The sequence below is a fragment of the Bacteroides acidifaciens genome (assembly GCF_903181435.1).
GTDB lineage: Bacteria > Bacteroidota > Bacteroidia > Bacteroidales > Bacteroidaceae > Bacteroides.
Window position 1 is genome coordinate 1,741,252 of the sequence record NZ_CAEUHO010000001.1, and the last position, 21,991, is coordinate 1,763,242.

19 protein-coding genes are annotated in these 21,991 nt (G+C 44.4%); 6 read left to right on the forward strand and 13 right to left on the reverse strand.

Features of this window, described 5'->3' with window-relative positions; translation table 11 throughout:
- The gene (locus CLIN57ABFB40_RS07120) at nucleotides 1-918 is read left to right on the forward strand and encodes a PorV/PorQ family protein (protein WP_175629499.1); all 918 of its coding nucleotides are present in this window, start codon (nucleotides 1-3) and stop codon (nucleotides 916-918) included.
- On the opposite strand, the gene lipB is transcribed toward CLIN57ABFB40_RS07120, so the two are convergent.
- Entirely contained in the window at nucleotides 875-1,558 is a 684-nt protein-coding gene (lipB, locus tag CLIN57ABFB40_RS07125) for a lipoyl(octanoyl) transferase LipB (protein ID WP_175629500.1), read from the reverse strand. The two genes, CLIN57ABFB40_RS07120 and lipB, sit on opposite strands and share 44 nt — an antisense overlap.
- 66 nt (nucleotides 1,559-1,624) lie before the next feature.
- On the opposite strand from lipB, the gene CLIN57ABFB40_RS07130 reads away from it, so the two are divergent.
- Complete coding sequence (locus CLIN57ABFB40_RS07130; RefSeq protein WP_175629501.1) at nucleotides 1,625-2,464, forward strand: AraC family transcriptional regulator; 840 nt, start codon at nucleotides 1,625-1,627, stop codon at nucleotides 2,462-2,464.
- A gap of 55 nt (nucleotides 2,465-2,519) precedes the next feature.
- On the opposite strand, the gene CLIN57ABFB40_RS07135 is transcribed toward CLIN57ABFB40_RS07130, so the two are convergent.
- From CLIN57ABFB40_RS07135 to CLIN57ABFB40_RS07150, 4 genes are all read right to left on the reverse strand, one after another.
- Nucleotides 2,520-4,736, reverse strand: a complete 2,217-nt coding sequence (locus CLIN57ABFB40_RS07135) for a heavy metal translocating P-type ATPase (protein WP_175629502.1) — start codon at nucleotides 4,734-4,736, stop codon at nucleotides 2,520-2,522.
- Nucleotides 4,737-4,835: 99 nt separating this feature from the next.
- Nucleotides 4,836-5,159 (reverse strand): heavy-metal-associated domain-containing protein, encoded by a 324-nt coding sequence (locus CLIN57ABFB40_RS07140; protein ID WP_175629503.1) that lies wholly within the window; start codon nucleotides 5,157-5,159, stop codon nucleotides 4,836-4,838.
- Nucleotides 5,160-5,192: 33 nt separating this feature from the next.
- A complete protein-coding gene (locus CLIN57ABFB40_RS07145; RefSeq protein WP_175629504.1) occupies nucleotides 5,193-7,415 on the reverse strand; it encodes a TonB-dependent receptor in 2,223 nt (740 codons plus the stop codon).
- Between the two features lie 130 nt (nucleotides 7,416-7,545).
- Nucleotides 7,546-7,944 carry a hypothetical protein gene (locus tag CLIN57ABFB40_RS07150; protein WP_175629505.1) on the reverse strand — a complete coding sequence of 133 codons (399 nt, stop codon included), beginning with the start codon at nucleotides 7,942-7,944 and terminating at the stop codon, nucleotides 7,546-7,548.
- Nucleotides 7,945-8,166: 222 nt separating this feature from the next.
- On the opposite strand from CLIN57ABFB40_RS07150, the gene CLIN57ABFB40_RS07155 reads away from it, so the two are divergent.
- The 4 genes from CLIN57ABFB40_RS07155 to gcvP all read left to right on the forward strand — a co-directional run bounded on the left by CLIN57ABFB40_RS07155 (nucleotide 8,167) and on the right by gcvP (nucleotide 13,307).
- A complete protein-coding gene (locus CLIN57ABFB40_RS07155; protein ID WP_175629506.1) occupies nucleotides 8,167-9,018 on the forward strand; it encodes a DUF3298 and DUF4163 domain-containing protein in 852 nt (283 codons plus the stop codon).
- A 112-nt stretch (nucleotides 9,019-9,130) separates the two neighbouring features.
- Nucleotides 9,131-9,751 carry a 16S rRNA (guanine(527)-N(7))-methyltransferase RsmG gene (gene rsmG, locus CLIN57ABFB40_RS07160; RefSeq protein WP_175630352.1) on the forward strand — a complete coding sequence of 207 codons (621 nt, stop codon included), beginning with the start codon at nucleotides 9,131-9,133 and terminating at the stop codon, nucleotides 9,749-9,751.
- Nucleotides 9,752-9,795: 44 nt separating this feature from the next.
- Complete coding sequence (locus tag CLIN57ABFB40_RS07165) at nucleotides 9,796-10,434, forward strand: MBL fold metallo-hydrolase (protein ID WP_175629507.1); 639 nt, start codon at nucleotides 9,796-9,798, stop codon at nucleotides 10,432-10,434.
- A 23-nt stretch (nucleotides 10,435-10,457) separates the two neighbouring features.
- Complete coding sequence (gene gcvP / locus CLIN57ABFB40_RS07170; RefSeq protein ID WP_175629508.1) at nucleotides 10,458-13,307, forward strand: aminomethyl-transferring glycine dehydrogenase; 2,850 nt, start codon at nucleotides 10,458-10,460, stop codon at nucleotides 13,305-13,307.
- Between the two features lie 193 nt (nucleotides 13,308-13,500).
- Here the strand turns inward: gcvP and CLIN57ABFB40_RS07175 are convergent, their stop codons facing one another.
- From CLIN57ABFB40_RS07175 to CLIN57ABFB40_RS07210, 8 genes are all read right to left on the reverse strand, one after another.
- Entirely contained in the window at nucleotides 13,501-14,070 is a 570-nt protein-coding gene (locus tag CLIN57ABFB40_RS07175; RefSeq protein WP_175629509.1) for a nitroreductase family protein, read from the reverse strand.
- A gap of 63 nt (nucleotides 14,071-14,133) precedes the next feature.
- On the reverse strand, nucleotides 14,134-15,219 hold the full coding sequence (locus CLIN57ABFB40_RS07180; protein WP_175629510.1) for an HpaII family restriction endonuclease: 1,086 nt from the start codon (nucleotides 15,217-15,219) through the stop codon (nucleotides 14,134-14,136).
- Between the two features lie 50 nt (nucleotides 15,220-15,269).
- Complete coding sequence (locus CLIN57ABFB40_RS07185; RefSeq protein WP_254871718.1) at nucleotides 15,270-16,094, reverse strand: C39 family peptidase; 825 nt, start codon at nucleotides 16,092-16,094, stop codon at nucleotides 15,270-15,272.
- Nucleotides 16,095-16,143: 49 nt separating this feature from the next.
- Nucleotides 16,144-16,758, reverse strand: coding sequence for an IMPACT family protein (locus tag CLIN57ABFB40_RS07190; protein ID WP_175629511.1), 615 nt, complete (start codon nucleotides 16,756-16,758; stop codon nucleotides 16,144-16,146).
- 235 nt (nucleotides 16,759-16,993) lie between these two features.
- Nucleotides 16,994-18,241 carry a DUF1015 domain-containing protein gene (locus CLIN57ABFB40_RS07195; protein ID WP_175629512.1) on the reverse strand — a complete coding sequence of 416 codons (1,248 nt, stop codon included), beginning with the start codon at nucleotides 18,239-18,241 and terminating at the stop codon, nucleotides 16,994-16,996.
- A gap of 85 nt (nucleotides 18,242-18,326) precedes the next feature.
- Nucleotides 18,327-19,247 (reverse strand): NAD(P)-dependent oxidoreductase, encoded by a 921-nt coding sequence (locus CLIN57ABFB40_RS07200; RefSeq protein ID WP_175629513.1) that lies wholly within the window; start codon nucleotides 19,245-19,247, stop codon nucleotides 18,327-18,329.
- A 10-nt stretch (nucleotides 19,248-19,257) separates the two neighbouring features.
- Nucleotides 19,258-20,325, reverse strand: a complete 1,068-nt coding sequence (gene serC / locus CLIN57ABFB40_RS07205; protein WP_175629514.1) for a 3-phosphoserine/phosphohydroxythreonine transaminase — start codon at nucleotides 20,323-20,325, stop codon at nucleotides 19,258-19,260.
- A 262-nt stretch (nucleotides 20,326-20,587) separates the two neighbouring features.
- Nucleotides 20,588-21,922, reverse strand: a complete 1,335-nt coding sequence (locus tag CLIN57ABFB40_RS07210) for a DEAD/DEAH box helicase (protein WP_175629515.1) — start codon at nucleotides 21,920-21,922, stop codon at nucleotides 20,588-20,590.
- Nucleotides 21,923-21,991 lie beyond the last annotated feature (69 nt).

The following is a 21,991-nucleotide window of genomic DNA, read 5'->3' on the forward strand; positions in this document are numbered from 1 at the left end:
ATGAAACGAGTAAAACATTTCCTTCTCGTCTCGTGCTTATTTCCCGTCTTAGCGGGAGCACAAGGAGTGGCAAACGCCAACTTTCTGAGCCTTACCCCGGACGCCCAGTCGGCAGGTATGGCAGGTACGGGATTAGCTATCACCGATAACGGAAGTACAGCTATCTTTCATAACGCCTCTACTATCGCTTTCTCGCAGGAAGTGATGGGCGCGAGTTATTCATACGCTGATATAAACAAAGATTATGCATTGCACAGTGCATCCCTTTTCTATCGGATTGGAAGAGAAGGCATCCACGGATTTGCCTTAGGGTTCCGCCACTTCAAAGACCCTAAAATGATGGATTACCGTCCTCATGTATGGGACTTGGAAGCTGCCTATTTCAGAAATATAGCAAAGAACCTGTCGCTTTCATTGACATTCAGATATATGCAGGCAAAAGTCGCAGAAAGCGCGGATAGTAAAAATAGTGTTTCTCTGGATTTCGGCGCTACTTATTACCGCAACATGGCTCTGCTGGACGGAATGTCTTCCTGGAGTATCGGATTCCAGGCTGCAAATTTAGGAAAGAAACTGGACGGACAGAAGTTGCCCGCCAGATTAGGATTAGGGGGAGCAATCGACCTGCCGTTCAGCATAGAGAACCGTTTGCAGGTGGCGCTTGACTTCAACTATCTGCTTCCTTCCGAAATCCGTCATTTACAGGCAGGCGTAGGAGCCGAATATAATTTCCTGAAATACGGAGTAGTCCGTGCAGGTTATCATTTCGGAGATAAAGATAAGGGCGTAGGCAACTATGGCACCTTAGGCTGCGGAATCAACTTCTGGCCTATACGCGCAGATTTCTCATACGCATTGGCGGATAAGGATTGCTTTATGCACCGCACTTGGCAGTTGGGAGTCGGAATAGTTTTCTAAGCTCCTCTTCGAGGCGTTGCTTCACTTCGTCCATGGGCACATCGTGCTTCAACTCCTGACGAAGAGAAGTGACGCCTTTATCTATAAATCCACAAGGATGAATATAGCTGAAATATCGTAAATCCGTATTCACATTCAAAGCCAGTCCGTGCATAGTGACGTAATGGCTGCTCCTCACTCCTATCGCACAAATCTTACGGGCACGGGGAGTATCGCCTTCCAGCCAGACACCTGTTGCTTTCTCCAACCTTCCGGCTTCAATGCCATAAGATGCGCACACGCATATCACTGCTTCTTCCAGCAGATGAACGTATTCTTTCAGTCCCAGCCCGAACTCTTCCAAATTCAATATCGGATAGCATACTAACTGTCCGGGACCGTGATAAGTGATGTCTCCCCCTCTGTCAATATGATAAAGAGTCGCATCAATCGCTTTCAACTGTTGGTCACTCAGCAACATATTATTTTCTTTCCCGCTACGTCCCAAAGTATAGACGTGGGGATGCTCGCACATAACAATACGGTTCTCATAGGCTTCGCCCTGAGCTTTTGCCCGGACAACGCTGTCAAACCATTCCGTCTGCCGTTGCCATGCCTCGGCATACGGTATCAAATTCCAATCGACAAAAACTGTTTTCATAGAAACAAAGATAAGAAATAAAAAGAAAATGTGTACATTTGTTGGTCGAATATAACAAACACAACTATGAAAATGGACTTTCCACAGGTAGACTTGCCTACCGAAATATTAGCATGGACGAATGTCACAGAAGATATTCTGAATATTTATAAGCAATCTTGCCGGTTGCAGGCATGTATTGTCGCCATATGTACCGAGGGCTCGATGAAAGCATCCATCAACCTGCTTGATTATGAAATCCGTCCCAATGACTTGATAACACTATTGCCGGGAACCATCATTCAGTTCCGCGAAAAAACAGAAAAAGTATGTCTCTGCTTCGCCGGTTTTTCCGCTCATTGCGCCGGACGAATAAATCTGATGAAAAGTATCGGGAATGCTTATCCTAAGCTAATCGAACAACCGGTTGTACCGCTTACCGAAGAAGTGACCGGTTATCTGAAAGATTATTTCGCTCTGTTAGCACGTGCCAGTTGCAACGAAAACTTCGAGATGGATCCGGAGTTGGTAGAATTGGCACTTCAGACTATACTGACAAGCATACGGCTGATATACCATAACTATCCGGGAGAAAACAGCAGTTCAAACCGTAAAAAGGAAATATGCCGGGAACTGATTCAATCTATCACCGAAAATTACAAGAACGAGCGTCGGGCACAGTTTTACGCAGACCAATTGGGGATATCTCTCCAGCATCTGAGTACTACGGTAAGACAAGTGACCGGAAAAAGCGTACTGGATACGATTGCTTATATCGTCATTATGGATGCTAAAGCCAAACTGAAGAGTACGAATATGACTATCCAGGAAATAGCTTATTCACTAAACTTCCCAAGTGCTTCTTTCTTCGGCAAATATTTCAGACGATATGTAGGAATGACACCGTTGGAATTCAGAAACGGATAATGTTTATAACGATTAACGGAATAGTGATAATCACTAATCACTATCCCGTTAATCACTAAATCCTTCTTCTTCCCAAGCTCAGTGAATTAAGTACTACACTCACACTGGAGAAAGCCATAGCGGCACTTGCCAGCATCGGATTCAATAATAAACCATTCAAGGGGAACAGGACACCGGCAGCGATAGGGATACCTATCAGATTATAAATAAATGCCCAAAACAGGTTTTGATGAATCAGTTTGACCGTCTGCTTCGATAACTGGAATGCTTTAGGAAGCAGCAAGAGGTCGGATGTCATCAAAGTCACCATGGCAACATCCATAGCAATATCTGTTCCTTTCCCCATAGCAATGCTGACGTCCGCCAATGCCAGGGCTTGCGAGTCATTGATGCCATCCCCTACCATGGCGACTTTCTTTCCCTGCAATTGCAGTTCTTGCACAAAATCGGCTTTATCGGCAGGAAGGGCATCAGCTACAAAACGTTCGATTCCCAAATGGGAAGCAACAGCTAAAGCCGTTCGTTGCCCGTCGCCGATCAGCATACATATGTCAATGCCCTGACGTTTCAGTTCTTTCACCGCTTCGGCAGAAGTTGCTTTTATCGGGTCGGAGACTGCAATAATAGCTAACAGTTCATTCTCGCAACCATAGTAAATAATTCCGTTACCATCCGATTCATAACGAACCAGCATATCGGCCATTACATCATTCATCGTGGCACTGAAATCCCTTAATAGTTTGTGACTGCCTACCCAATACACTTTCCCTTGATAGGAGACTTTGATACCTTTTCCTGTGATACTTTCAAAGCTTTCCAATTTAGCGGGCTGTATCCTTTCCTCGTTCTGAAGCACAGCGACTATGGCATCGGCAAGCGGATGCTCCGATTTCATTTCCGCAGCCAGAAGTACATCTTTATAATGTGGTTCCTGAGACTGTGCCCATAACCATCCAGTGGCTGTGGGATGTCCTTCTGTCAATGTCCCCGTCTTATCCAATACGACGACATCCACTTTACGCATTTGCTCCAAAGCAACAGCGTCCTTTATCAGAATATGCTGACTGGCGGCTTTGCCTATTCCCACCATCAAGGCGGTAGGCGTGGCAAGCCCTAAGGCACACGGACAAGCGATAACAAGAACAGATACGGCAGACAGTACACCATAAGATATGTATTCACTACCGCCAATGACTACCCATAAGATAAACGTAAGGATAGCAATGCCTAGCACGACAGGCACGAAAATTCCAGTTATGCGGTCGACAATACGCTGAACGGGGGCTTTGCTGCCTTGTGCTTCCTGCACCGTGTGAATGATACGTGCCAATACAGTCTCGCTGCCGACTTGCGCTGCGCTAATGATAAACGAGCCGCGTTGATTGATAGTTCCCGCCAGCACTTTATCGCCTTTCTTCTTTTCTACCGGAATAGGCTCACCGCTTATCATACTTTCGTCAACATACGAGTCACCTTCGGAAAGTTTACCATCCACGGGAATCTGTTCTCCCGGACGGACAACGACCAAATCACCGACTTGCAGTTGCTCAATCAGAATCTCCTCTTCTACTCCGTTGCGCAGCACACGGGCTACTTTAGGCTGCATACCCATCAACTTGCGAATAGCGTTGGAAGTATTTCCTTTCGCGCGTTCTTCCATCAGTTTGCCGGTCAACACGAAAGCGATAATTACCGCAGAAGCTTCGTAATAGACGTGCGGTTCCAATCCACGGGCATACCAGAATTCAGGAAAGAAAGTATTAAACAGGCTGAACAGAAAAGCGATGGAAGTACTCAGCGCAACCAAAGTGTCCATATTACTCCGCCCTATCTTTGCCTGTTTCCAAGCTCCGGTAAAGAAACCGCCGCCGAAAAAGGCCATGACAGGGATGGCAAGCACCATCTGAATCTCGTTAGAATATGGCATATGCATCAATACCATAGAGAATATCAGTAGCGGCACTACCAGAATCCATGCACCAATCACTTTCCGTTTCAAGCGAACGTAGCGTTTATGCTGCTCTTCTTCCTGACGCTCTTCTTTATGGGCTTCCTCCACAATCAGGTCGTAACCCGCAGCGAGCACTGCCGCACGGATTTCTCCGGGAGTCAGCTTGTCCTTCTCATAAGAAACAGTCAATGTATTGGTGGCAAAATTAACGGAAGCCTCAGTGACTCCCGACAATTTCCTTACTATTTTTTCAACATTGTTAGCACAGCCCGCACAATGCATATTGAGCACGGGAAATGCTTTTTTCACTATATTACCCATATATAATTATTATTTTTGGCCTTTCCCCTTCCTCGGAAGAGGTGTGGAGAAAGACCATCGTTTATTTATAGAAACAAGTTAATACGGGTATTTGTTCAATTACTTCTTATCCGCTTTTTTACCGTCTTTCTTCGTTTCTTTCACAAATTCGGCTTCATAATTGAATTTATTAAATCCCGCCTGCAAGTTCTTCACATTTGTCTTTTCAGCATCGTATGTGATAGTAACTATCCGGTCTTTCACAACAGTGGAAATGTCTTTCAGACCTTTCTCAAAACGCATGTTGTCCTTCACCTTCTTTTCACATTTTTCGCAGTGCATCTGAGTCACCTTGAATACTACCACGCGAATATCCTTTGCCATTACGGCAACTACACTCAAAAGAGCCACCACGCAAGTGGCCATCCATCTTTTTGTTTTCATTTTTCTCATCTGTTTAAAAGTCATTTATTCTTTTTATTCACTGTTTCTAGCCAAGTTGAAACGCAGTCCGATATACGCCTTTGCACCGTGCATCGGTCCCCATATCATGGTGGAATCAAAGTTATCTCCCCAGGGATTTGCTGCGTCGATAATCGGGTTCTTCTGCTTGAAGTTTGTCAGGTTCTCGCCACCTACGTATATAGACCAGCGACGAAAATAGCGGGTTACTTGCAGGCTGAGTTGTTCAAAGCTGCCATAACGGCGGTTCCATGAGAGTTGTCCGTCCCCAAGTTTGTAAGGGGAAGGCATTCTGCCGCCGCCATTCAATTGCAGTGTTGCGTCAAATTGCCATATTCCCAGTGGAGTTTGATACGAAGCAGTCAACAAACCTTTGTATTTACTGGTCAAAGGTCTTTCCATCCGCTCGCCTTTGTAGGTGGTTTGCGCATCCGTCAAGCGGTAAGCGCCTGTCAGAGTAAATCCTTTGAAGAACGGATAGCTGGCTTCCACTTGGAATACATGCGAGTATGAACGCCCGTCAAGGTTGTAGAAAGACACTCCGTGGGGATTGCTGTCCATATCTACAACGACTTGTTTCAGAAAGTCCGTATAGTAGTATTCGGCATTTATATTCAGTGTTTTGCCGAATATCGGAATGTAAGTGGATACGCTCGCGCCATAGTTCCATGCTTCCTCCATATCCAGATTCTTCGCAATCTCTACTTTACGGCTGCTGGAAAGCAGATAGTTATTTTCTGCCAGTACATGATTTGTCCGGTAGCCTTTTCCAGCAGAGAGACGGAAGTTCACATATTCATTCGGATTGTATTTGAGATGCGCACGAGGAGTTACAAAGAATCCATGTTCGTTACTGTAATCTCCGCGAAGTCCTGCCATAAACATCCATTGATCGTTCAGATTCAAGGTGTACTGCACATAAGCACCGGGGACGGCTTCTTTCTCAAAAGCTTTGAGAGCGACTTTATCTACATTATTTTCCAAACGGTAATGTTGGTCGTAAGCATCGTAATTGAAACTCAGTCCGGCAGAGAAACTGTTCTGCTTATTAAACTCCGTTTCGAACATCAATGAAGCGTAAACATTGGTTTGGTCTACATTATAAAGTTTCTGTCCGTAGTTGGCGTCCTGATTATGCAAAGAGGCAGAAAGAATCAAAGCCAGGTTTGTATTCTTCTCCTTATTAAATATATAAGCATTTTTGGTGAAGAACTCATAACGTTCTGTGTCAATGTTTACTTTATAAGGATTGTCAAAATGCATTCCGCCATGATTGGCTTGTCCGCTGGTACGTGTTTCGGAAAGTGCTTTGATACCTGCCTGGAAAACATAATGGTCACCCATATACGCCCACCGGTTCCACACGTTGTATTGCTCTACCTGCGGAATATCTACAAATCCGTCATCATTGCCATCGTGGGCTTTTGTCTCGTTTTCATAATGCGCCAGCAGAGAAGTACTCCAGCGTTTGGAGATTTTCAGCGTAGCATCCGCATTGGCTTCATAACGATTGGTAGTGCTTGCGAAAAGATTAGCGGATACCCAGTCTGCTTCCGGTAATTGGGGCTTCTTGAACTCGACGTTAATCTGCCCTGTAATGGCTTCATAGCCATTCTTCACGGAAGAAGTTCCTTTGGAAACCTGTATGCTCTGCATCCACGGACCTGGAACATAGCCCAAGCCATAAGGAGCAGCAGCCCCGCGATAGTTTGGAATGTTCTCCGTCAGCATCTGCACATAAGTGCCGGACAATCCCAACAATTTGATTTGCTTGGCTCCTGTTGCCGCATCAGAATAACTCACATCGACTGAAGGATTCGTCACAAAACTTTCTCCCAAGTTACAACAAGCGGCTCTGCTCAACTCGGCACTGCTTATCATATCTTCATTCATCACGCTGCTGCGTAGTTTCATTGTTCCCAACCGGCGACTGACTACATTGACTTCATTCAGCTCCACCCCATCGCGAAGCACAATATCCAGCTTCTGATTCTTACCATTCACATGAATCGTATCGTTCTGAAAACCGATAAAGCTGACTATAAGCATATGGCTTTTGGAAGGTTTGCTGATAGAAAAACTTCCGTCTTCCTTAGTAGTCACGCCTTGTCCTGTATTCATCCAGAATACGTTTGCTCCGGGAACAACTTCCCCGGTACTATCTTTTACTGTTCCATGTACTTGTGCCTGCATATTGCTTGCAAACAACAGGAACAGTCCTATTATCAAATATTTCATTCTTTCTAAACTTTCTTTCGAGATACAAAATTAGTTCATTTTTCATGCAACTTGGTTGCATTCAATCTCACCTCACCTTCCAGCTTTAATTCAGCAGAAAGCAAAGTCCTAAAAAAGAAAGAAATAGTGGCTAAATTAGATAGGTGGCATATAGCGCCAACTTCTGTCTGGAGCAGAGAGGTGGCGGCGAAGTAGAAGTATCGTACTCTACTGATTTATCTGAATATGCAAAAGTCAGCAAATAACAGAACTGCGCACAGAAGAGGTCAACTGCTTGAGGTGAAACATTCAACTCAGTAGTATGTTTCATCAAGTCCAGCTTATAGATAGTAGCCGTACAACCTTTTGATTTGCAATCCTTCTTAGAGTCGCAAGTATGTGTTTTCTTACATTTCGGACAGCCTGTATCACAACAGCTTTGCACCGTTTCACAACGGGCACAACAATAGTGCATAATAGATACTCCTGCTCCCGAATAGATAATCAAGAGGGAAAGAATCAATGCTGTTATGTAAGCTAACTTTTTCATACCAAGGGACAAAGATAAGAATAAAAACAAATTAAATATTATAATTTATAGAAAAAACAAGCATAATGTCACATATGTTACAATTCAGAATCCACCTCTTGCTTTCTTCTTTTAGAAATACCTGAATATTTTTCTGTATTTATTAGTCCGATTCGTGAATTTCATCTATATTTGTCAATAGTGAATGAGATAGTAAATGTGTAATTTATAGAAAAAACGAGTATGAAAAAACAATATGTCAGCCTGCTTGCTATTATACTTTCGGTAAGCGGCTTTTTGTTTTCTTGTCATGACAAGATGAACAAAAACACAGGTGCGTTACAATTCGACAGTATCCAGGTGAATGAGACGGCACACCTCTTTAACGATACAGCCAAACCGGCTTGTAATATAATTATCAATTTCGCCTATCCCGTCAAGTCATCGGATGATATGCTGAAAGACAGTCTGAATACTTATTTCATTTCCGCCTGCTTCGGCGATAAGTACATTGGGGAAAAACCGGAAGAGGTCATAAAGCAATATACGGAAAATTATATCAGTGAATATCGCCGCGACTTGGAGCCGATGTACACAGAAGATGAGAAAGATAAGGAAGACGAAGCATCCATCGGTGCTTGGTATTCTTATTATAAAGGTATCGAAAGCCACGTGCAACTGTATGAGAAAGATTTGCTTGTATATCGTATTGACTATAATGAATATACCGGTGGTGCACATGGCATCTATATGACGACTTACCTGAATATGGATCTTACGCTGATGCGTCCGCTCCGTCTTGACGACATTTTCGTCGGAGATTACAAAGACCCGCTGACCGACCTCATTTGGAACCAGCTCATGGCTGACAACAAAGTGACGACTCACGAAGCTTTGGAAGATATGGGATATGCTTCGACCGGTGACATCACTCCGACCGAGAATTTCTATCTGAGCAAAGAAGGCATTACCTTCTATTATAATGTATATGACATCACTCCCTATTCCATGGGACCGGTAAAGGTGACAATCCCATTCCCTATGATGGAACATCTTCTCGGCAGCAACCCGATTTTGGGAGAACTGAAAGATTAAACTTCATAAAAGAACGAAACCTGATGGATATCCTGTTGTGACTATGCAGATAGCTATTTAGGCGGATATTCATTTCATATAATTTCTAATCAGTAATTTGTAATTGATAAAAGTGGAAATCATAGAGAAATACTTCCTTGAGCTGACAGAAGAGCAATGCAAACAATTTGCTGCTCTATATGACCTCTACATCGACTGGAATTCGAAAATCAACGTTATCTCACGCAAGGATATCGAGAACTTGTATGAGCACCATGTGCTCCATTCATTAGGCATTGCCAAAGTCATCCAGTTCCGTCCCGGAACCAGTATCATGGACTTAGGAACAGGCGGCGGTTTCCCCGGCATTCCCTTGGCGATATTATTCCCCGAAACAAAGTTTCACCTTGTAGACAGCATCGGCAAAAAAGTACGTGTAGCAACAGAAGTGGCTAATGCCATCGGACTGAAAAACGTCACTTTCCGCCATGCCCGCGCAGAAGAGGAAAAACGCACGTTCGACTTCGTTGTCAGCCGTGCCGTTATGCCCCTGGCGGACTTGATTAAGATTATCAAAAAGAATATATCTTCCAAACAGCAGAATGCATTGCCCAACGGGCTTATCTGTCTCAAGGGCGGTGAACTGGAACACGAAACGATGCCGTTCAAGCATAAGACAATGATTCACAGCCTGAGCGACAACTTCGAGGAGGAGTTCTTTGAAACAAAAAAAGTGGTATATGTCCCTATTTAAAGACTATTAGTTGTTCTGAATAAGATTAATCATAGAAAAGAACCATGAAAATAAAAAGGTTTGAATTTAATATGTTTCCCGTAAATTGCTACGTGTTATGGGACGAAACAAAAGAAGCAGTCGTCATTGATCCGGGCTGTTTCTATGAAGAAGAGAAACAAGCACTGAAGAAGTTCATTCTCACGAACGGACTGACCGTGAAGCATCTTCTGAATACTCACTTACATTTGGATCATATCTTCGGGAATCCTTTCATGTTGAAAGAGTTCGGTTTGGCAGCAGAGGCGAATAAAGCGGACGAGTATTGGATTGACGAAGCGCCGAAACAAAGCCGAATGTTTGGTTTCCAATTGCAGGAAGCACCCGTACCGTTGGGGAAATACCTGCATGACGGTGATATTATCACTTTCGGACACACCCAACTGGAAGCAATCCATGTGCCCGGTCACTCGCCCGGCAGCTTGGTGTATTATTGCAAAGAAGACAACTGCATGTTCTCCGGTGACGTCCTGTTTCAAGGCAGTATCGGTCGGGCCGACCTTACAGGTGGCAATTTCGACGAACTGATAGAGCATATTTGCAGCCGTCTTTTCATCCTTCCTAACGAGACAGTCGTTTATCCGGGACATGGCGCCCCCACGACCATCGGGATGGAAAAAGCAGAAAATCCATTTTTCAGATAAAACAATAAAATCCCCTTATCAATATGAAAACCGATTTGTTAGCTAGCCGTCACATCGGCATCAATGAACAAGACACAGCCGTGATGCTCCGCAAAATTGGAGTAGCATCACTGGACGAACTTATTGACAAAACAATTCCTGCCAATATCCGGCTGAAAGAGCCGTTAGCATTGTCGAGCCCGTTGACGGAATACGAATTTGAAAAACACATCGCCACACTGGCAAGCAAGAACAAACTGTACACCACCTACATCGGTCTGGGCTGGTACAATACGATTACACCCGCCGTTATCCAACGAAATGTATTCGAGAACCCGGTGTGGTACACTTCCTACACTCCTTATCAGACAGAAGTGTCGCAAGGACGCCTGGAAGCATTGATGAATTTCCAGACAGCCGTGTGCGACCTTACCGCCATGCCGCTTGCCAACTGTTCACTGCTGGACGAAGGAACCGCAGCAGCCGAAGCTGTCAACATGATGTATGCCCTGCGTTCTCGCGCCCAACAGAAATCGGGTGCAAACGTAGTCTTCGTTGACGAAAATGTCTTCCCGCAAACACTGGCTGTCATGACTACACGTGCCGTGCCGCAAGGTATCGAGCTGCGTGTAGGTAAATATAAGGATTTCGAACCTTCACCGGAAGTCTTCGCCTGCATCCTGCAATACCCCAATTCCAACGGAAACGTAGAAGATTACGCCGCATTTACAGAAAAAGCGCACACAGCCGATTGCAAGGTAGCTGTCGCTGCCGATATTCTGAGCCTTGCCCTGTTGACTCCGCCGGGAGAATGGGGAGCGGATATCGTATTCGGAACAACCCAACGTCTGGGCACACCGATGTTCTATGGCGGTCCGTCCGCTGCTTACTTCGCCACAAGGGACGAATACAAACGGAATATGCCGGGACGTATCATCGGATGGTCGAAAGATAAATACGGCAAACTCTGTTACCGCATGGCTTTACAGACGCGCGAACAACATATCAAACGAGAAAAAGCAACATCGAATATCTGCACGGCACAAGCCCTGCTGGCCACAATGGCAGGTTTCTACGCAGTCTACCACGGCCAGGAAGGTATTTCAACCATCGCTTCGCGTATCCACAGCATCACCGTATTCCTCGACAAGCAGTTGAAGAAATTCGGATATACGCAAGTAAACGCACAATATTTCGACACATTGCGTTTTGAACTGCCCGAACACGTTTCGGCACAGCAGATTCGGACGATTGCACTCAGTAAAGAGGTAAATCTGCGCTATTTTGAGAATGGAGATGTAGGGTTCAGCATTGACGAAACTACGGATATTGCAGCCGCGAACGTATTGCTTTCCATCTTTGCCATCGCTGCCGGAAAAGATTATCAGAAAGCAGATGATATTCCGGAGAAAAGCAATATTGACAAGGCTCTGAAACGTACGAGTCCTTTCCTTACTCACGAGGTATTCAACAAGTATCATACAGAAACGGAAATGATGCGTTATATCAAACGTTTGGACCGCAAGGATATTTCACTGGCTCAATCCATGATTTCCCTCGGCTCATGCACAATGAAGTTGAACGCTGCTTCGGAAATGCTGCCTTTGAGCTGTTCCGAGTTTATGGGTATGCATCCGCTGGTTCCCGAAGACCAGGCTGAAGGATACCGCGAACTGATAAAGAACCTGAGTGAGGATTTGAAGATTATCACCGGTTTTGCAGGAGTAAGCCTGCAACCGAATTCGGGTGCTGCGGGAGAATATACAGGTCTTCGCGTGATTCGCACTTACCTTGAAAGTATCGGTCAGGGACATCGGAACAAGGTTCTGATTCCGGCATCGGCTCACGGAACCAATCCTGCGTCGGCTATACAGGCAGGCTTTACAACCGTCACCTGTGCCTGCGATGAGCTGGGAAATGTAGATATGGATGACCTGCGTGCCAAAGCCGAAGAAAATAAAGATGAGTTAGCCGCATTAATGATTACCTATCCCTCGACTCATGGTATTTTTGAAACGGAGATAAAGGAGATTTGCAATATTATTCATGCGTGTGGCGCACAAGTATACATGGATGGTGCTAACATGAACGCACAAGTAGGACTGACCAATCCGGGATTTATCGGCGCTGATGTCTGCCATCTGAATCTTCACAAGACATTCGCTTCTCCTCACGGTGGCGGTGGTCCTGGAGTAGGTCCTATCTGTGTAGCAGAGCACTTGGTTCCTTTCCTGCCCGGACATGGTATCCTCGGCAATGCACAGAATCAGGTTTCTTCCGCTCCGTTCGGAAGTGCAGGTATCCTGCCTATCACATACGGATATATCCGCATGATGGGTACGGAAGGACTGACACAGGCAACTAAAATTGCGATTCTGAATGCCAACTACCTGGCTGCTTGCCTGAAAGACACTTATGGCATCGTCTATTGCGGAGCAAACGGTTTTGTAGGTCACGAAATGATTTTGGAATGCCGCAAGGTACACGAAGAAACAGGTATTTCGGAAAATGACATCGCAAAACGTCTGATGGATTATGGTTATCATGCCCCTACCCTTTCTTTCCCTGTTCACGGCACGTTGATGATTGAACCTACGGAAAGCGAAAGCCTTGCCGAACTGGATAACTTCGTAGAGGTCATGTTGAATATCTGGAAAGAAATCCAGGAAGTGAAGAATGGTGAAGCAGATAAGAATGACAATGTACTGATTAATGCTCCGCACCCCGAATATGAAGTGGTCAATGACCTTTGGGAACATTCATACACACGCGAGAAAGCTGCTTATCCGATAGAGAGTGTACGTGAAAACAAATTCTGGATAAACGTGGCACGCGTAGATAATACGTTAGGAGACCGCAAGTTATTGCCGACCCGTTACGGAACATTTGATTGACATATCCTCCTGAGATAGCTCAGAGAGCATGACGTTTTAAAAAGCTAAAGCGGCGTTTTAGGAGTCCTAAAGCGCCGCTTTACATAGTATAAAGCACCGCTTTAAGAACCGTAAAGCGTTACCTTAACAGTATTGAAGTGTCGTCTCAAGAAAATGAGATGCCGTATCAAAAATAGTAAGTCACTGGATATTTCTATCTCACGATGGTTACCATTCCTTCTTTTACTTTCTTCTCTTTTATCTGAATTTCCGGGTCAGCGTATCCTAAAGCTACACAACCATAAACCTTATGATTCTCCGGCACTCCGAGTGAAGTTATAAATTCGCGTACTTCAGAATCATCACATGTTGTACCTAACTGATTAATCCAACAAGAACCAATTCCTAAAGACTGGGCGGCAAGAAACATATTCTCTATCGCACAGGCACAGTCCATCCCTGCCCACCATTGGGTAGGCTCATTAGAGACGATGATTAAAGTCGGAGCATGGTAATAGCAGCAATAAGTCTTGCTATGACCGCGTTCCTGCAAACGGGTATCCTCACTTTTTGCGAAAGCTCCCTTTATACGTTCATTCAGTTCTGCCAATTTATCCATATTCTGAATAGCCGTGAAATGAAACGTTTCCAGATGCATTCCACTCGGAGCATAAGTTGCCGCTTCCAAAATCGCCTGCAAATTATCTTCTGAAACTTGCTGATTTGTATAAGCACGTACACTACGACGGGCTTTGATGTTTTCTAAAATCTCATTTGTTTTCATACTATCCTATGTTTAGAACCTATCCTTTTTTAATATCCTATTTTAATACTGTCTGTTTAGAGCCTATCTTTTAACCAGACCAATCTTTGCATTCAACTTGAAATAATAAACCCCGTTCTCCCTTTCCAGGAATCCGTATTTATCCTTCTCCAAAGCGCCTTTCTCCAAACGGGTATTCAAGAACAGAAAATCTTCCATAACCTGTTTTTCCGATTTATGATAACAGAGTACCTCTCCGCTCCCATCTACCAGCAAAATTCCTTCCACTGCCGAATCCAGTCCATTATAAATCTTTGCAGGACGCATGCCCAGCGCCAATGCCATCAAGAACTGCTTCACCTTAAATTCATAGAACTTATGCTTGTTTATCAACTCATCCTTAATCTTCAACGGATTTATCTGTTTGATAATCTCCGTCAGTTCACTAATACGGGACACACCGTCCAAATGCATGATACGCACCATTTCCGCCAATACACGCGGGAAATGCAAGTCAATCATCAAAAGGTTGCTACGAAATACCTTATCGGCTACATCCGAATACTTGAGTACACCGCCCAGACGTTCAATCATCATCATTCGCTCGGACACTTCATTGAGAGACTCGGGCAAAGCATTTATCTTATTCACCGTTGGAGTAGCAAATTTAACTCCACTCTGTTCCAGCTTCAGATTCGCTGCACGTCCACCGTCCAGCAACGGATTCATAGCGCTCAGTCTTGAACGGACATTGAAACCTCTCAACGGTGCTTCCGGATGCCAGAAGGCAACGGAGAAGTCCGTACGGTCTTCCGTCTTTGCCTCCAAGTCAAAAATGCCCGCTTCATCCAAAAACTCTTCTACTCCGTCCGGTGAAGTCACGTCATTCTCCGAAGAAGATTTGACAGCTTGCAATATCAGTTCGGCAACAATACCGAAATCTTCACGAGGCATGGATTTAACACTCGTTTCTCCTTCGATACGGATTGTCTCTTCTTCGATATAGTATCGACGCGTTCCGTCATGCTCTTCCCGTTGAATCATTGCAACAGGCCAGGACACTTCTCCTGCTTTCGCCTCTGCCGTACCTAATACCACTTTCCCGTCTGCCAACAAACGGAAGAATGTATAAAGTTCACACCATTCTTTTTTAGTTGCTTCAAATGCCATATATCTTGTTCTTCTTTATTTTGTTAATTATGTTTATCATTACATCACTTCTATTGACTGATAACCCGCGGCAATTCCACAGGCGGGACGAAAGGCGGAACCACATACATCACTTCTTCTAACGGCGGCAATTTGCCTACCTGTGCAAAGAGTGAATTGTGTATCCATTCCTTGGGAGTGACCACAATAAAACGTCCTGTCCAACATCCATCAAAATAAGAGGGATTACCCGGTTGTTTCTTTATAGGATAGCGGATATTTTCTCCCTTATTCCGCATCTCCGGCGAACGACCGGGGTCATTCACCCACACGTATTTATCATCAATCCCTCGAAGTACCATCCAATGTCCCCTCGGTCCGGGACGCAAGCCGCGAACTGCGCCTGTATATCTCACATTCACCAAAATAGGGATACCACGGTCAATATAATCTTTCAATATCCGATAATCTTTCTTTTGAAAATGCTCGGCACTTACCATATTTTCGTAATAACGAGCCAGCGAATCTATCTCGAAAGAATAATAACCACCCTGTCCTATCGAAGTACGACGACGGAAAGGAGCATGCTTTTTCAGAAAGTAATTCCGTTGATATTCCACCAGTTTCTTTTCAGCATCCTGAGCCGACCGTTGTTTGTCGGTCGTCATCCCCTTAAAATAGTCGAACACCATTAACGAAGAAGCCAGGGAACAATGCGAATAAGGACATCCCGTGATTTTCTGAGAATACCAGGGAACAGGAATATTATTAGGAGCTAACTGCCGAGTCTCTAAAGTCTCCGGAGTTTTCTGAACCTCCTGTGCACAAGCCTGAGTATTCCTCCATGCAAAGAAGCCCGAAAGCAGGATAAAAAATATATAGTTTTTCTTTCTCATTCAAATTCAGTCTAATCCCTCTGTCTCAACTATGACTATTTTCTACACGCTAATTCTCTTCATCATCCAGGATTCGTGCCGTCTCCACTTTTTCCAGTCGTGCCCGCAGTCTCGGCATCATCGAACGGCGAATCCGCAGTGTCATGCTGCAATCCATGTCATACGACTGATTGAGAATCTCCGGTTCTTCTTCCTTCACAATGCGCATGATGTCATTCATAAAAGGATACTCGAACATGACTGTCACATCATCATCTACCGTTTTCTCTATAATCGTAGCAGCAGCGATAGCTTCGGCAGCAGCAGCTTTATAAGCTACAATCAATCCGCTGGTTCCTAACTTGATTCCCCCGAAATAACGAACTACGATAATCAGAATATCCGTCAGTTCATTGGAATTAATCTGTCCGAGAATAGGCTTACCGGCCGTGCCGGAAGGTTCTCCGTTGTCATTGGCGCGAAAATCCTTGCGCGCCGCACCCAACATATAAGCATAACACACATGCCGGGCATCATAATACTTCTTCTGATACGTTTCAAGATGTACTTTTATCTCGTCGATAGTACGCACAGGAAGGGCAATAGCAATGAACTTGCTTCGCTTTTCTGTATAAATACCTTCAGAAGGTTCTGTGATGGTTTTATAAGTATCTTCAGCAGTCATAGCGCAAAGATACGGCTTTATTGAGAAAATTCAATCTATCATTTGGAAATATTAAGTGAAGTTCATTCATCCATATACGGTCGAACTGATACAAACAAGCGGCTGTTTCAGTGTAAATGAGCAGTCGCTTTACTGCAAACGAACGGTTATTCTATTATAAACGGGCGGTCGAACTGCTACAATTGACTGTATGATTGTAACGGTTCGACCGCTTGATTTTATTAAATAAGATTTTTTAATCCAACTTATGAATAACCAGTCCTGAGCGGAGTTTAGGTTCAAACCAGGTGGTCTTGGGCGGCATGATATTACCGGTATCTGCAATATCCATCAGTTGCTTCATAGACACAGGATAAAGTGCCAGAGCTACTTTCATTTCACCGCTATCCACACGTTTCTTGAGTTCGCCCAATCCACGGATACCACCGACAAAGTCGATACGCTTATCCGAACGCAAGTCCTTTATTCCCAAAATTTCGTCCAAAATCAAGTTGGAAGAAATGGTAACATCAAGTACACCGATAGGGTCATTATCATTGTATGTTCCGGCTTTGGCAGTCAGGCTATACCATTTATCATTCAGATAAAGAGAGAAGTTATGCAAACCGGACGGCTTGTATATATCCGCACCCTTTTCTTCTACGACAAAGTTCTTGCCTAATGCAGCAATGAACTGCTCGGGAGTCAATCCGTTGAGGTCTTTCACCACACGGTTGTAATCAATAATAGTCAGTTGGTTTGCCGGGAAGCAGACAGCCATAAAGTAATTATACTCCTCATCACCGCGATGATTCGGATTCTGCTTTGCCTTTTCAGCCCCAACCAATGCGGCAGCAGCGGAACGGTGATGTCCGTCAGCGATATACAGAGCCGGCATTTGGGCAAATTCGGCAGTAATGGCGGCAATGTCCTCATCCTGGTCAACAATCCAGAACGTATGACCGAAACCATCACCCGGAGCGATGAAGTCATAAACAGGCTTTTCTGCCGTATATTTCTTGATGATAGCATCCAACTTCTCATTATCAGGATAAGCGAAGAAAACAGGCTCGATATTCGCATTGTTCACACGGACATGCTTCATGCGGTCTTCCTCCTTGTCGCGACGGGTAAGTTCATGTTTCTTGATGACTCCATTCATGTAATCGGGAACATAAGCACCGACAACCAATCCGTACTGCGTCTTCCCGTTCATTGTCTGGGCATAGATATAATAGCTTTCTTTCGCATCCTGCACTAACCATCCTTTATCCTGAAACGCCTGAAAGTTCTCGGCAGCCTTGGCATACACCGGTTCAGCATGCTCGTCCGTACCTGCCGGAAAATCTATCTCCGGTTTGATGATATGATAAAGAGACTTTTCGTTACCTTCCGCTTCGACGCGGGCTTCTTCAGAATTCAATACATCGTAAGGACGGGAAGCAACCTGTTCCACCAAATCTTGCGGTGGACGAATGCCCTTGAAAGGTTTAATTATTGCCATGATATTAGTATTTAATATGTAAAAAATAAAAGCCACAGATTTTTAATAAATCTGTGGCTCAAATATACTACTATTTCTACGAATATTATTTATTCACGCGGAATTTTTCGCAACCGTCTTTCAAGAAACCAACGATTTGTTGGGCAGCAGCAATACCTGCATTGATATTTGCTTCGGCAGTCTGTGCACCCATCTTCTTCGGAGTTGAGAAATAACGTCCGGCAAACTTCTCCGCAAATTCTGCGTTGGCGGCAGGCATGATGTCCGTGATATATTTAAAGTCGGCACGGTCTTCCATCAACTTAATCAGTTCGGCTTCGTTAATAACTTCCTTGCGGGCAGTGTTTACCAACATGGCGCCCTTCGGCATATCTTTCAGCAACGCATAATTGATAGAATTCTTGGTTTCGGCAGTTGCAGGAATATGCAAAGACACCACCTGGCAAGTCTTATACAATTCTTCTGCCGAACCAACAGCCTTCACCCCGTCTTTTTCGATTACCTCTTTCGGGCAGAATGCGTCATAAGCATACACTTCCATTCCGAAGCCTTTGGCAACACGGGCAACATTGCGACCAACGTTTCCGTAAGCATGGATACCCAGTTTCTTGCCCATCAGTTCCGTACCGGACGTCCCGTTGTAGAAATTGCGGACAGCATACACCATCATACCCAAAGCCAGTTCGGCAACAGCATTGGAATTTTGTCCCGGAGTATTCATCACACAAACATTGTGAACAGTGGCAGCAGCCAGGTCTACGTTATCGTACCCTGCACCCGCACGAACCACAATCTTCAATTCCTTTGCAGCATCCAACACTTCAGCATCAACAATATCACTACGGATAATGATAGCGTTAGCGTCTTTCACCGCATCCAGCAACTGAGCCTTATCTGTATATTTCTCAAGTAAAGCAAGCTCATATCCGGCTGCTTCTATTTCTTTACGAATACCATCTACCGCAACTTTAGCAAACGGTTTTTCAGTAGCAACAAGTACTTTCATAACCCTTTTATTAATGAAGTTTTTCAAATTCCTGCATACAATCAATCAAAGCCTGTACACTTTCTTTCGGCATAGCGTTGTAGCAAGATGCACGGAAACCACCCACAGAACGGTGTCCCTTGATACCTACCATACCCTTTTCGGTAGCAAACTTCATAAAGTCAGCCTCAAGGTCTTTGTATTCGGGAGCCATTACGAAACAGATGTTCATGCGTGAACGGTCTTCCTTGGCAGCAGTACCTACGAACAATTTATTGCGGTCAATTTCCGCATACAGCATATCCGCCTTTTCGATGGCACGGCGTTCCATTTCTTTCACGCCACCCTGAGCTTTAATCCAACGAAGGTTCAGCATGGCAGAATAGATAGGCAATACCGGCGGAGTGTTGAACATAGAACCACCATCAATATGAGTCTGATAGTTCAACATTGACGGAATGTAACGTGACACCTTACCTACTGCATCATTCTTCACGATAACAAACGTAACGCCCGCAGGAGCCAGGTTTTTCTGAGCACCACCGTAAATACAAATATACTTGGAAACGTCAATCGGACGTGAGAAAATATCAGAAGACATATCGGCAATCATCGGAACCGGCGAATCAAGATCACTCTTCAATTCCGTACCGTAAATCGTGTTGTTAGTAGTGATGTGGAAATAATCTGCATCTGTCGGGATTGTGTAATCTTTTGGGATATAAGTATATGTAGCTTCAGCAGAAGAAGCGACCTCTACAACTTCACCAAACCCCTTAGCTTCTTTCATTGCTTTTTTTGCCCATACACCAGTGTTGAGATAAGCAGCCTTTTTTTCAAGGAAGTTATAGGGCACCATGCAGAACTCCATACTAGCACCACCACCCAGGAACAGTACCGAATAACCTTCGGGAATATTGAGTAATTCCTTGAATAATGCCACTGCTTCGTCAACCACAGGTTGGAAGTCTTTGGCACGGTGGCTGATTTCCATAATAGAAAGACCAGAGCCGTTGAAATCTAAAATAGCCTTCGCTGTGTCTTCTATTACTTCACGCGGAAGAATGGAAGGTCCTGCATTGAAATTATGCTTTTTCATTTGAAGTTTGTTTTTGGTTTAACAATTTCGTTACTTTTGTCTTTTGACCTTGCGAATTTACGAATTTATTTCTGGTGCACAAATCTTTCCTTATAAAAATACTGTTTTAAAGCAGATTTTCCTTTCTTTTTATTGTTTTATACAGGATATATACACCATATTGTTATCCATAGATAACAAGTAAGGGATAAAAGTCGAAATAGAAACATTACAAGGGGGAGTTACTAATAAAGTGAAACCAAAATGCAATAAAAACGTATATTTATTTAGCTTCTTCAATAATAGTCTTCATTCCTTTAATCTTTTCGCCTTGAATCAGGTTCAATAGTTGCTTGACCTTTGCACGCCGGACGGCAACGAACGCATAATGTTCCTTCACATCAATTGCCCCCACATCTTCACGGGTCAAGTTCCCTTTCTTATACAGGAATCCGGCAATATCCATCCGGCTCAGTTTCTCCTTCTTCCCTTTACCTATATATATGGTAGTCCAGACTGACTTCGGCGGACGGGACGGATTTTCAGGCAATGCAACCGTTTCCATATCTTCAGGGATATAAGCGGGCAGCTTTTCTTCCTCATGAAGAATCAGATAAGACGTTCCCGTAGCATCCCAGCGCGCCGTACGTCCGTTCCGGTGTGTAAAGGCTTCCTCATTCACCGGAAGATGATAATGGATGATATGCCCAATCTCCGGAATATCCAGCCCGCGGGCAGCCAAATCAGTAGAAATCAACACATGGCAACTGCCGTTACGGAATTTATATAATGCGCGTTCACGATCCGGTTGTTCCATGCCGCCATGAAAACGTTCGGCAGACAGTTTCTTATCCGCCAACAACTTCTGCACACGGTCCACCGCATCCCGGTGATTACAAAAGACAATGCTCGAACTGCTTCCCAACGTACAAAGCAGATTATATAAAGTATCAATCTTGTCTTTCACCGGAGAAAGCACCTTCATCAACGTCAGGCGGGATTCCTGTTCTTCGGCAGCGTCCGGCAGGAAATTCAACTTGACCGTCCGGTTCAGTCCTGCGAATTCGGGAATCTCTTCAGCGTCCGTAGCCGAAAGCAACATACGCTTTTTCAGTCCCGGAAGTTGGGTGATAATCCCCGCCATTTCATCATGGAAACCGAATTCCAGAGCCTTGTCGAATTCATCAATGATTAAAGTTTCAATGGTTGCGGGATTGAAATTTCCCTTTGACAAATGATCGGTAATACGTCCCGGAGTACCGATAATAATGGCGGGATGATTCCCCAGAATACTCTTCTTTTCTTCCGCGATGGGATGTCCGCCGTAGCAACAACATGTTTTCCAGGAAGTTCCCATGGCTTTAAACACGTTGTCGATTTGCAAAGCCAGCTCACGCGAAGGAACCAGAATCAAGACCTGCACATTACCGTCGTCCGGTTTCAGGGTAAGCAATAAAGGCAACAGATAAGCCAGTGTCTTGCCCGACCCTGTCGGTGACAATAATATAACATCTTTCCTTCCGGTAGCTTGTTCAAGTGAAGCTTCCTGCATCGGGTTCAGCTCTTCAATCTTCAAGTTGCGAAGAGCCGACTGTATAATTTCATTTTTCTCTAACATGGGGGCAAAGATACAAAAAGGAAAAGTATAAAGATACAAAAAGGAAAAATATGAAGAGGAAAACACGGT